The sequence below is a fragment of the Mycobacterium sp. TH-M103 genome (assembly GCF_057473785.1).
In genome coordinates this window covers 1-10,838 of sequence record NZ_JBYCLG010000002.1, presented here as the reverse complement: position 1 = coordinate 10,838, position 10,838 = coordinate 1, and the positions used below count along the sequence as shown (strand labels likewise).

The 10,838-nt window shown below is 71.4% G+C and carries 12 protein-coding genes; 11 read left to right on the top strand and 1 reads right to left on the bottom strand.

Annotation, left to right across the window (positions count from 1 at the left end; translation table 11 throughout):
* The 11 genes from AC2VOR_RS00080 to tsaD form a co-directional block, all read left to right on the top strand.
* A partial coding sequence (locus AC2VOR_RS00080; RefSeq protein ID WP_486962967.1) for a hypothetical protein occupies positions 1 to 149 on the top strand: 149 nt, incomplete at its 5' end.
* Positions 150 to 255: 106 nt separating this feature from the next.
* Positions 256 to 1,095, top strand: coding sequence for a DUF4436 domain-containing protein (locus AC2VOR_RS00075; RefSeq protein ID WP_486962964.1), 840 nt, complete (start codon positions 256 to 258; stop codon positions 1,093 to 1,095).
* A 91-nt stretch (positions 1,096 to 1,186) separates the two neighbouring features.
* Positions 1,187 to 1,864 carry a rhomboid-like protein gene (locus AC2VOR_RS00070; RefSeq protein WP_486962966.1) on the top strand — a complete coding sequence of 226 codons (678 nt, stop codon included), beginning with the start codon at positions 1,187 to 1,189 and terminating at the stop codon, positions 1,862 to 1,864.
* 73 nt (positions 1,865 to 1,937) lie between these two features.
* Positions 1,938 to 3,377 (top strand): NAD(P)H-hydrate dehydratase, encoded by a 1,440-nt coding sequence (locus AC2VOR_RS00065; RefSeq protein WP_369740351.1) that lies wholly within the window; start codon positions 1,938 to 1,940, stop codon positions 3,375 to 3,377.
* Between the two features lie 29 nt (positions 3,378 to 3,406).
* Positions 3,407 to 4,771 (top strand): glutamate decarboxylase, encoded by a 1,365-nt coding sequence (gene gad / locus AC2VOR_RS00060; protein ID WP_369740349.1) that lies wholly within the window; start codon positions 3,407 to 3,409, stop codon positions 4,769 to 4,771.
* A 98-nt stretch (positions 4,772 to 4,869) separates the two neighbouring features.
* Positions 4,870 to 6,036, top strand: a complete 1,167-nt coding sequence (alr, locus tag AC2VOR_RS00055) for an alanine racemase (protein WP_486962963.1) — start codon at positions 4,870 to 4,872, stop codon at positions 6,034 to 6,036.
* Positions 6,037 to 6,088: 52 nt separating this feature from the next.
* A complete protein-coding gene (locus AC2VOR_RS00050; RefSeq protein WP_486962965.1) occupies positions 6,089 to 7,141 on the top strand; it encodes an alpha/beta fold hydrolase in 1,053 nt (350 codons plus the stop codon).
* Complete coding sequence (gene tsaE / locus AC2VOR_RS00045; RefSeq protein WP_369740346.1) at positions 7,134 to 7,604, top strand: tRNA (adenosine(37)-N6)-threonylcarbamoyltransferase complex ATPase subunit type 1 TsaE; 471 nt, start codon at positions 7,134 to 7,136, stop codon at positions 7,602 to 7,604. The genes AC2VOR_RS00050 and tsaE overlap by 8 nt, the downstream gene beginning before the upstream one ends.
* On the top strand, positions 7,601 to 8,224 hold the full coding sequence (tsaB, locus tag AC2VOR_RS00040; RefSeq protein WP_369740344.1) for a tRNA (adenosine(37)-N6)-threonylcarbamoyltransferase complex dimerization subunit type 1 TsaB: 624 nt from the start codon (positions 7,601 to 7,603) through the stop codon (positions 8,222 to 8,224). The genes tsaE and tsaB overlap by 4 nt, the downstream gene beginning before the upstream one ends.
* A complete protein-coding gene (rimI, locus tag AC2VOR_RS00035) occupies positions 8,221 to 8,697 on the top strand; it encodes a ribosomal protein S18-alanine N-acetyltransferase (protein WP_369740342.1) in 477 nt (158 codons plus the stop codon). Before tsaB ends, rimI begins: the two co-directional genes overlap by 4 nt.
* Positions 8,694 to 9,716 carry a tRNA (adenosine(37)-N6)-threonylcarbamoyltransferase complex transferase subunit TsaD gene (tsaD, locus tag AC2VOR_RS00030; protein ID WP_369740340.1) on the top strand — a complete coding sequence of 341 codons (1,023 nt, stop codon included), beginning with the start codon at positions 8,694 to 8,696 and terminating at the stop codon, positions 9,714 to 9,716. Before rimI ends, tsaD begins: the two co-directional genes overlap by 4 nt.
* Here the strand turns inward: tsaD and AC2VOR_RS00025 are convergent.
* Positions 9,713 to 10,384: a C39 family peptidase gene (locus tag AC2VOR_RS00025; RefSeq protein WP_369740339.1), complete on the bottom strand. Its 672-nt coding sequence runs from the start codon at positions 10,382 to 10,384 to the stop codon at positions 9,713 to 9,715. The genes tsaD and AC2VOR_RS00025 overlap by 4 nt on opposite strands.
* Between the last annotated feature and the right edge of the window lie 454 nt (positions 10,385 to 10,838).

Here is a 10,838-nt window from a genome sequence, read left to right as displayed (position 1 = left end):
ACTTGATCGAAATTCCGTCGGTGTCAACACTTCTGCAGCCCCTCCTGTCGACCGTCCCGCTACAGGTGTTCGCGGCGTCGGTGGCGCAGGCCCGCGGGTACGACGTCGACAAACCGCGCAACCTGGCCAAGTCCGTCACGGTGGAGTAGACAACCGGCGCGTCGCCTCGCTTTGGCCGTACGGCCGCAGCGCACTCGATCCGTGAACTACATTCCTCGGGGACAGTTCGCCAGGGACGCAAAAAAGGGGAGCAGCATGCGGTCGGCGGTCGGCAGGTTCGGCGTCATTGGTCTGGTCGTGAGCGTCGTGGTGGCATACGTGGCGGCGGTCGCGCTGTACGCCGCCGGCGGCGAGGGCCGCCAGCGGATGGTCACCCCGCCCGGCGGCGAGGCGACGACGGCGACGATGAACGTCGAAGACATCCAGTCGAATTACAGCGTGCTCGTCGCCAACCTGACCGTGGTTCCCGGCTCGGCGCTGCTGGACCCGCAAACCCACCACCTCAACGAGGACCTCAGCCTGCGGGTCAGGTCGGTGGCCTCGCCCACGCGCCGCACCTGGACCAGGGGCATGCTGCCCGGCACGTTCCCCGTGCCGCTGACCATCGCCGGCGAGATCGAACGGTGGCCCTTCGACCACTACCGCTCGGGGCCCGTCGAGGTCGAACTGTTCCGCGGCGACCATGCCGAGCCCATCCGCGTGCCCGTGAAGTTCGTCAACCACCTCTCCGGGTGGGAGGTCGCCGCCGGCAGCCACGGTGGGCAGGGTCCCTACCGGGTGAGTCTGCAGCGGTCGCTCAGCACGGCGGCGTTCGCCATCGTCATCCTCGGTGTCCTGATCACGATCGCCGTCCTGGCCCTGGTCGTGGCGATCCAGACGGCCCGCGACCGGCGGAAGTTCCAGCCGCCGATGACGACCTGGTACGCGGCGATGCTCTTCGCGGTCGTGCCGCTGCGCAACGCGCTTCCCGGCTCGCCGCCGTTCGGTAGCTGGATCGACATCACGATCGTCCTGTGGGTGCTCGTGGCGCTGGCGGTCTCGATGTCCCTCTACATCAACTGCTGGTGGCGGCACCTGCGGCCGGACAACCCCTAGGGCTGCCGGCCCGTTTGCCGTGGTTTCGCGGCGCGGCGCCGGGCATGCGAAGGTTGACGTCGTGGCGGATACATCGGCGCGGGCGCGGAACATGGCGCTCGCGGTGTGGCATTGGGTCAGCGAGGCGCCGCTGACCTACGGCTGGCTGCTCGTGCTGACGATCACCACGCTCATCCAGAACCACCTCACCGGCCAGCAGTTGCACGCGGTGTTGCTGCACCGCTCCACCAACATCCATGGCCTGGGCTCCGATCCGCTCGACGCGCTGTTCGCCAGCCTGCTGTGGATCGACGGCAAGAACCTGGAACCGTACCTGTTGCTGTTCACCCTGTTCCTGGCGCCGGCGGAACACTGGCTGCGCCAGCTGCGGTGGCTCACCGTGGGGCTGACCTCCCACATCCTTGCCACCTACATCGGCGAGGGCATGCTCTACTTCGCGATCGAGGAGCACAGCGCGTCGGAACGGCTGGTGCTGGCGCGCGACATCGGGGTCAGTTATTTCCTCGCCGGCGTGATGGCCGTGCTGACGTATCACATCGCGCGACCGTGGCGCTGGGGCTACCTCGGGGTCCTGTTCGTCATCTTCGGTTTCCCGCTGCTCACGATGAACCGCGTCGAACTCAACTTCACCGCGATCGGGCACTTCGCGTCGATCCTCATCGGGCTCTGCTTCTACCCGCTGACGCGCACCAAGGGCGGCATGCAACTGGGCCCGGCCAAGCTCAGGGACGCGCTGCGGCGATTCCGCTCCGGCGAGGCTTCTGCCTGACTGCCTGACTGCCTGACTGCCTGACGAAGTCCTGACCACGCCCCGCCGGCGCCGGCACGTAATGTTGGCTTCGATGCGGCATTACTACTCCGTGGACGCGATCCGCGACGCCGAAGCGCCCCTGCTGGCCGGCCTGCCCGACGGCGTCCTGATGAGACGCGCGGCCTTCGGGCTGGCCACCGCGATCATCGGCGAACTCGTCACCCGCACGGGTGGGGTCGCCGGCCGCCGCGTGTGCGCGGTCGTCGGCTCCGGGGACAACGGCGGCGACGCCCTGTGGGCGGCGACGTTCGTGCGCCGCCGTGGCGCGGCCGCCGACGCGGTGCTGCTCAACCCCGACCGCGCCCACCCCAAGGCCCTGGCGGCATTCCGGAAATCCGGCGGTCGTGTCGTCGGAAAAGTTTCGCCGACAACCGATCTCGTCATCGACGGGGTGGTGGGCATCTCCGGGTCCGGACCGTTGCGCCCAGCGGCGGACGAGGTGTTCGCCGGCCTGGCCAGGCCGGGCGCCGAGGCCATCCCGGTGGTCGCCGTCGACATTCCCAGCGGGATCGACGTGATGACCGGGGCGATCACCGGTCCCGCCGTGTGCGCCGCGCTGACCGTCACCTTCGGCGGGCTCAAGCCGGTGCACGCGCTGGCCGACTGCGGCCGCGTCGAACTCGTCGACATCGGCCTGGACCTGCCGGGCCCCCCGGCCGTCGAGGCGCTGGGATTCGAGGCCGCCGACGTGCTGGCCCGCTGGCCGGTGCCCGGGCCCGACGACGACAAGTACACCCAGGGCGTGACCGGCGTGATGGCCGGCTCGTCGACCTACCCGGGCGCCGCCGTGCTGTGCACCGGCGCCGCTGTCGCGACCCACTCCGGCATGGTCCGCTACGCGGGCAGCGCGCACGCCGAGGTGCTCGCGCGCTGGCCCGAGGTGATCGCCTCGCCCACCCCGGCCGAGGCCGGGCGGGTGCAGGCCTGGGTCGTCGGGCCCGGGTTGGGCACCGACGCGACCGGCGCCGGCGCCTTGATGTTCGCGCTGGAGACCGACCTGCCCGTGATCGTCGACGCCGACGCGCTGACCATCCTGGCGGAGCGGCCCGAGCTGGTGGCCAACCGAGACGCGCCGACCGTGCTGACCCCGCACGCCGGGGAATTCGCGCGGCTGGCCGGCGGCCCGCCCGGCGACGACCGGGTCGGCGCCTGCCGCAAGCTGGCCGACGAGCTCGGCGCCACGGTGCTGCTCAAGGGCAACGTCACCGTCATCGCCGACCCCGGCGGCCCCGTCTACCTCAACCCGGCCGGGCAGTCCTGGGCCGCTACCGCGGGCTCGGGCGACGTGCTGTCCGGGATGATCGGCGCGCTGCTGGCGGCGGGCCTGCCGGCGGCCGAGGCGGCCGCGGCGGCCGCCTTCGTCCACGCCCGCGCGGCGGCGTCCTCGGCCGCCGATCCCGGGCCCGGAGACGCGCCGACGTCGGCGTCGCGCATCCTCGGCCACATCCGGGCCGCCCTGGCCGCCCTATAGAAAGGAACCCCGTGCCCCACCACCCGTCCATGCCCGCGCACGCGATCGCCCCCGCCTACACCAACCGCCTGTTCACCGCGCCGGTCCCGGCGCTGCGCCTGCCCGACGAGTCGATGGACCCGCAGGCCGCCTACCGCTTCATCCACGACGAGCTGATGCTCGACGGGAGTTCGCGGCTGAACCTGGCCACCTTCGTGACCACCTGGATGGACCCCGAGGCCGACAAGCTGATGGCCGAGACGTTCGACAAGAACATGATCGACAAGGACGAGTACCCGGCGACCGCGGCCATCGAGCAGCGCTGCGTGTCCATGGTGGCCGACCTGTTCCACGCCGACTGCCTCAACGACGCCGACCCCTACAGCGCCTGCGGGGTGTCCACGGTCGGCTCCAGCGAGGCGGTCATGCTGGGCGGGCTGGCCATGAAGTGGCGCTGGCGGGCGAAGGTCGGTAAGGGCTGGGAGAAGCGCACCCCGAATCTGGTGATGGGTTCCAACGTCCAGGTGGTGTGGGAGAAGTTCTGCCGCTACTTCGACGTCGAGCCCCGCTATCTGCCGATGGAGAAGGGGCGCTACGTGATCACCCCCGAGCAGGTCGTCGACGCCGTCGACGAGAACACCATCGGCGTGGTGGCGATCCTGGGCACCACCTACACCGGGGAGCTCGAGCCCGTCGCCGACATCTGCGGCGCACTGGACAAGCTCGCCGCCGGCGGGGGCGTGGACGTCCCGGTGCACGTCGACGCCGCCAGCGGGGGATTCGTGGTGCCGTTCCTGCATCCGGAGCTCAAATGGGACTTCCGGCTGCCCCGCGTGGCGTCGATCAACGTCAGCGGCCACAAGTACGGCCTGACCTATCCCGGCGTCGGCTTCGTGGTGTGGCGCAGCAAGGAGTACCTGCCCGACGAACTCGTCTTCCGGGTCAACTACCTGGGCGGGGACATGCCGACGTTCACGCTGAACTTCTCCCGTCCCGGCAACCAGGTGGTCGGCCAGTACTACAACTTCCTGCGGCTGGGCCGCGACGGCTACGGCAAGGTGATGCAGGCGCTGTCGGGCACGGCGCGGTGGCTGGCCGAGCAGCTGCGCAGCAGTGAGCGTTTCGAGGTGATCTCGGACGGCTCGGCGATCCCGGTGGTCACCTTCAAGCTCGCCGGCGAGCGCGGCTACACCGAGTTCGACGTCTCCCACGAGCTGCGCACCTACGGCTGGCAGGTGCCGGCGTACACCATGCCCGACAACGCCACCGACGTGGCGGTGCTGCGCATCGTGGTGCGCGAGGGCCTCTCGGCCGACCTCGCCCGGGCGCTGCACGACGACGCCGTCTCCGCGCTGACGTCGCTGGACACGATCAAGCCCGGCGGACACTACGACGATCAGCACTTCGCGCACTAGTCTGCGCGCCCCGAAAGTGTGACCGCCGACGCATTTCCCGGGTGGCGGCACACGCCGCACTTTCGCGGCATTGTGCCGGTTCTGGGACAATATCCACCGTGTCCATTACGCCGATATCCCTGACGCCCGGCGTCCTGGCCGAGGCCGTGGTGGACCTGGGCGCCATCGCACACAACGTGCGGGTGCTGCGCGAGCATGCCGGTCACGGGCAGGTGATGGCCGTCGTCAAGGCCGACGGCTACGGCCACGGGGCCACCCGGGTCGCGCGCACGGCGTTGGCCGCGGGGGCCGCCGAGCTGGGCGTGGCCACCGTCGACGAGGCGCTGCAACTGCGCGCGGACGGGATCACCGCCCCGATCCTGGCGTGGCTGCACCCGCCCGGCATCGACTTCGGGCCCGCCCTGCTGGCCGACGTGCAGATCGCGGTGTCCTCGCTGCGCCAGCTCGACGAGTTGCTGGACGCGGCACACCGCACCGGCCGCACGGCCACGGTGACCGTCAAGGTCGACACCGGGCTGAACCGCAACGGGGTACCCCCCGCGCAATTCCCATCGCTGCTGACCGCGCTGCGCCGCGCCGGCGCCGAGGACGCCGTGCGGGTGCGTGGCCTGATGTCGCACATGGTGCACGCCGACCAGCCCGACAGTGCCGTCAACGACGCCCAGGCCCGGCGGTTCTGCGAGCTGCTCGCGACGGCGCGCGATCAGGGCGTTCGGTTCGAAGCCGCCCACCTGTCGAACTCGTCGGCGACGATGTCGCGGCCCGACCTGGCCTTCGACCTCGTCCGGCCCGGCATCGCCGTGTACGGCCTCAGCCCCGTCCCCGCGCTCGGCGACCTGGGTCTGGTTCCGGCGATGACGGTGAAATGCGCTGTCGCTCTGGTGAAGTCGATCCGTGCCGGGGAGGGCGTGTCGTATGGCCACACGTGGGTCGCCGACCGGGACACCAACCTGGCGCTGCTGCCGATCGGTTACGCCGACGGGGTGTTCCGGATGCTGGGCGGGCGCCTGGAGGTCCTGATCAACGGCAGGCGGCGGCCCGGCGTCGGGCGGATCTGCATGGACCAGTTCCTCGTCGACCTGGGCCCCGGGCGGCCCGACGTGGCCGAGGGCGACGAGGCGATCCTGTTCGGGCCGGGCGGCGGCGGCGAGCCGACCGCACAGGACTGGGCCGATTTGCTCGGCACCATCCACTACGAGGTGGTGACCAGCCCCCGGGGACGCATCACCAGGACGTACCGCGAGGCCGAAACCGTTGAGCGATGACCGAATCCGTCGGCGCCACTGGGGGAGGGCCTGGTTTGCGGGAGGTGCCGGTCTGACCGCGATCGCCGCCATCGTGGGCGCCTCGGCGCGCCGCTCCGTCACCCAGCGCGCCACCGCTTCCGAAGATCCTTACGCCGGTGAGGATTTCGACAGGATCGACGACGACCGCGGCTACGTGGTGACGACCCCGGACGGGGTGCCGCTGGCCGTCCGCGAGGCCGGGCCCGTGGATGCCCCGCTGACGATGGTGTTCGTGCACGGGTTCTGTCTGCGCATGGGCGCCTTCCACTTTCAGCGCACCCGGCTCCCCGGGCGGCTGGGGCCGCGGGTGCGGATGGTCTTCTACGACCAGCGCGGTCACGGCCGGTCCGGCGACGGCGCACCCGAGACCTACACGCTGACCCAACTCGGCAAGGACCTGGAAAGCGTGCTGGCGGTGGCCGCACCGCGTGGGATGGTCGTGCTGGTGGGTCATTCGATGGGCGGCATGACGGTGTTGTCGCACGCCCGCCAGTATCCCCAGGGATACGGGAACCGGATCGTCGGCGCCGCGCTGATTTCCTCTGCGGCCGAAGGGCTGTCGCGCTCGCCGTTGGGTGAGCTGCTGAAAAACCCCGCGCTGGAAGCCATCCGGTTCACCGCGAGGTCCGCCCCCAAACTGATGAACCGCGGCCGCAACGTGTCGCGGTCCCTGATCGCGCCGGTGCTGCGGGCCGCGTCGTTCAGCGACCTGCAGGTCAGCCGGAGCCTGGACGCGTTCTCGCAACGTATGATGAACGACACCCCCATCACCACCCTGGTCGGTTTCCTGGACGCGCTGGAGCAGCACGACGAAACGGCCGGGCTGTGGACGCTGCTGCGGGTGCCGACCCTGGTCGCCTGCGGCGACCACGACCTGCTCACGCCGGACGAGTACTCGCGCAAGATGGCGGCGTGTATGCCGCGCTCGGAGCTGGTCGTCGTCTCCGGCGCCAGTCACCTGGCGCTGCTGGACAAGCCGGAGGCCATCAACGAAGGGCTGATCCGGCTGGTCGACCGGGCCCTGCCCGGCGCGATGACCCGGCGGTACCGCCGGATCCGGGAGAGGTTCGGGCGCCGTGGCTGAGCACACGCCGGAGGGCGGCACGGCCACCTGCGAGCGCGTCGAGGACACCGTCGCGCTCGGCTCCCGCTTGGGCGGGCAGCTGCGCGCGGGCGACGTGGTGGTGCTCTCGGGTCCGCTCGGTGCGGGGAAAACGGTGCTGGCCAAGGGGATCGCGGCCGCCATGGACGTCGAGGGCCCGATCACGTCGCCGTCGTACGTGCTCGCGCGGGTGCATCGCCCGCATCGGCCCGGCGCGCCGGCAATGATCCACGTCGACATGTACCGGCTCCTGGACCGGCCCGGCACCGACCTGCTGGGCGAACTCGACTCCCTGGATCTCGACACCGACCTCGACGACGCGGTCGTCGTGGTGGAGTGGGGCCAGGGAATCGCCGAACGCCTCGCCGAGCGCCACCTCGACGTCCGCCTGGAGCGGGTCAGCCACTCCGACGTGCGGCTCGCGACCTGGCGGTGGGCCTCATGAGCGTCATCCTGGCCATCGACACGGCCACCCCGGCGGTCACGGCGGGCCTGGTGCGGCGCGACGATCTGTCCGTGCTGGCCGAACGGGTGACCGTCGACGCCCGCGCCCACGCCGAACGGCTCACCCCCAACGTGCTCGCCGCGCTCGCCGACGCCGCGCTGGGCATGGCCGACCTCGGCGCCGTCGTGGTGGGCTGCGGTCCGGGCCCGTTCACCGGCCTGCGGGTGGGCATGGCCAGCGCCGCCGCCTACGGGCACGCGCTGGGCATCCCGGTCCACGGCGTGTGCAGCCTGGACGCCATCGGAGTGCGCACCAGCGGCGAGGTCCTGGTCGTCACCGACGCCCGGCGACGCGAAATCTATTGGGCCCGTTACCGAGACGGGGTCCGCACCGAGGGCCCGGCCGTCAACGCCCCGGTCGACGTCGACCCCGGCGCGGCCCGCGCGGTGGCCGGCTCACCCGAGCACGCGGGAATGTTCGGCCTGCCGCGGTGCGGGCCCGTCCATCCGACACCGGCCGGCCTGGCGGCCGCCGTCGGGGACTGGTCGGCGCCGCCGGCGCCCCTGGTGGCGCTGTACCTGCGCCGTCCCGACGCCAAGCCACTCGCGGAGCGCCGATGACCGCCTGCGGCGAGCCCGTGAGGATCGGCGGGTTGACCCCGGCCGACGCGCAGCGGTGCGCCGAGCTCGAACTGCAGCTGTTCGACGGCGACGACCCGTGGCCGGCGGCGGCGTTCAACCGCGAACTGGCCAGCCCGCACAACCGCTACGTGGGTGCGCGCAGCGCCGGAACGCTGGTCGGCTACGCCGGTATCTCCCGGCTGGGCCGCACACCGCCGTTCGAGTACGAGGTGCACACCATCGGCGTGGACCCCGCCTGCCAGGGCCGCGGCATCGGCCGGCGGCTGCTCGACCAGCTGCTGAGCTTCGCCGCCGGCGGCGTGGTGTACCTCGAGGTCCGCACCGACAACGAGCCCGCCATCGCGCTGTACCGCAGCGTGGGGTTCGAGCGGGTCGGCCTGCGCCGGCGCTACTACCGCGTCAGTGGCGCCGACGCCTACACCATGCGCAGAGAGGCTCGGCAGGTTCCATGACCGTCGTCCTGGCCATCGAAACGTCGTGCGACGAAACCGGAGTCGGCATCGCACGCCTTGACCCCGACGGCGCCGTCACCCTGCTGGCCGACGAGGTGGCGTCCAGCGTCGACGAGCACGTGCGCTTCGGCGGCGTGGTGCCCGAGATCGCCTCCCGCGCCCACCTGGAGGCGCTGGGCCCCTGTATGCGCCGCGCCCTGGCGACCGCCGGGCTGGACAGACCCGATGCGGTGGCCACCACCATCGGGCCCGGCCTGGCCGGCGCCCTGATGGTGGGAGTGTCGGCGGCCAAGGCCTACGCGGCCGCCTGGGACGTGCCGTTCTACGCCGTCAACCACCTCGGGGGGCACCTGGCCGCCGACGTCTACGAGCACGGACCGCTGCCCGAGTGCGTGGCGCTGCTGGTGTCGGGCGGACACACGCACCTGTTGCACGTGCGTTCGCTCGGCGAGATCGTCGAGCTCGGCAGCACCGTCGACGATGCCGCCGGCGAGGCCTACGACAAGGTGGCCCGGCTGCTGGGCCTGGGCTATCCGGGCGGCAAGGTGCTCGACGAGCTGGCCCGCACCGGGAATCCCCAAGCCGTCGTCTTCCCCCGCGGCATGACCGGGCCCGGCGACGACCCGCACGCGTTCAGCTTCTCCGGGCTCAAGACCGCGGTGGCGCGCTACCTGGAGAGCGCCCCGGACGCGGCGCTCCAAGACGTCGCGGCCGGATTCCAGGAGGCCGTCGCCGACGTGCTGACGCTCAAGGCGGTGCGGGCGGCGACCCGGGCCGGCGTGTCGACGCTGCTGGTCGCCGGGGGAGTGGCCGCGAATTCGCGGCTGCGCGAGCTGGTGGCGCAGCGTTGCACGGCGGCCGGCCTGGCCCTGCGGGTCCCCAGCCGCCGGTTGTGCACCGACAACGGGGCGATGATCGCTGCCTTCGCCGCGCACCTGGTGGCCGCCGGAGCGCCGCCGTCCCCGCTGGATGTGGCCAGCGATCCGGGCCTTCCGGTGATGCGGGGCCGGTTGCCTTAGATCCGGGGCGCCCACGGCACGGTGCCGTAGCCCGTCGCCTGGGTGACGATGAGGAGGTCGTCGCTGGTCGACCAGGCCCGCGTGAAGGTGTCCAGCGGGATTCGCTCGTCGCGGCCGTCGGGGGTGCCGCTGTCGTTGAGGTGCACGACGTCGTCGGCGGTGTCGACCCCGGTGACCACGACGGCGTGGTCGGGTTTCGTGCGCTGTCCCTGACCGGCGGGGTAGTTCCAGATCGTTTCCGCGTTGAGCGCCGCGATGACCTTGTGCCCGCTGCCGAGGTAGTCCTCGAGGCCCTGCAGGGTGTTTCCGGTCGTGATCTCGGACTGGACGCCGTAGTGCGCCAGCAGCATGACCATGTCCTGCGGCGAGGTGCCGTCGAAGAAATAGACGTCGCCGCCGTGGGATTCGCTGGGGGTGAAGATGCCGCGCAGCTCGATGCCGAGCTGGCTGGGTTCGTGGCCGGTCAGCTGGCCGACCACGTCGGCGACGGCCATCAGGCCGCAGTCTTCCTGATGCTGGTAGCGCCAGTAGGGTGCGGCGGCCTCCGGGTCCCCGTACATCCGGCCCCCCGGCTGGGCGTGGGCCGGTCCGGCCCACCCGACCAGGGCCGCGACGATCAGTGCGACCATGCCCGCGGTGCGGCTCGCGTTGGCGGTGCGGTTGAGCATGCTTCCACTATTAGCACCCGGTAACAGCGCTGGGAACCACGCGAAGCGGCGCCTCACGGTGTCCGTCTTCGGGTTTTGGGTCCGGGTGCGGGCGGCGCGGATGCCCGCCCGAGCGGTGTTCTCGCCCGGCACCGGGAGGGCCGCGAAACCCGGCTTGTCCGCTGACAGGGGAAGCAGCGGCCCGCCCTTGAGTGCTAGCACTCTCATGTATAGAGTGCTAGGTGGCAATCGGACGTCCCCCTGCGCCGGCACCCGCGACGACGGTTCGAGGGTACGGCCGAATGCCAGACCACCTGACAGTCGGTCGGTTCGCGGCACGCCGCGGTCCGACCGCCAACCAACCCCGGTCCGGGCGATTGTCCCGGGCCTGCTACCAACTAACTGGAGGGCTCCCATCGTGGCGAAGGTGAACATCAAGCCACTCGAGGACAAGATTCTCGTGCAGGCCAACGAG

Bases quoted from the DNA above. Each gene is read 5' to 3' on its own strand.
- AC2VOR_RS00025 (WP_369740339.1), bottom strand. From the start codon at position 10,384: ATGCTCAACCGCACCGCCAACGCGAGCCGCACCGCGGGCATGGTCGCA.
- AC2VOR_RS00070 (WP_486962966.1), top strand. From the start codon at position 1,187: ATGGCGCTCGCGGTGTGGCATTGGGTCAGCGAGGCGCCGCTGACCTAC.
- AC2VOR_RS00075 (WP_486962964.1), top strand. From the start codon at position 256: ATGCGGTCGGCGGTCGGCAGGTTCGGCGTCATTGGTCTGGTCGTGAGC.
- rimI (WP_369740342.1), top strand. From the start codon at position 8,221: ATGACCGCCTGCGGCGAGCCCGTGAGGATCGGCGGGTTGACCCCGGCC.
- AC2VOR_RS00065 (WP_369740351.1), top strand. From the start codon at position 1,938: ATGCGGCATTACTACTCCGTGGACGCGATCCGCGACGCCGAAGCGCCC.
- gad (WP_369740349.1), top strand. From the start codon at position 3,407: ATGCCCGCGCACGCGATCGCCCCCGCCTACACCAACCGCCTGTTCACC.
- tsaB (WP_369740344.1), top strand. From the start codon at position 7,601: ATGAGCGTCATCCTGGCCATCGACACGGCCACCCCGGCGGTCACGGCG.
- tsaD (WP_369740340.1), top strand. From the start codon at position 8,694: ATGACCGTCGTCCTGGCCATCGAAACGTCGTGCGACGAAACCGGAGTC.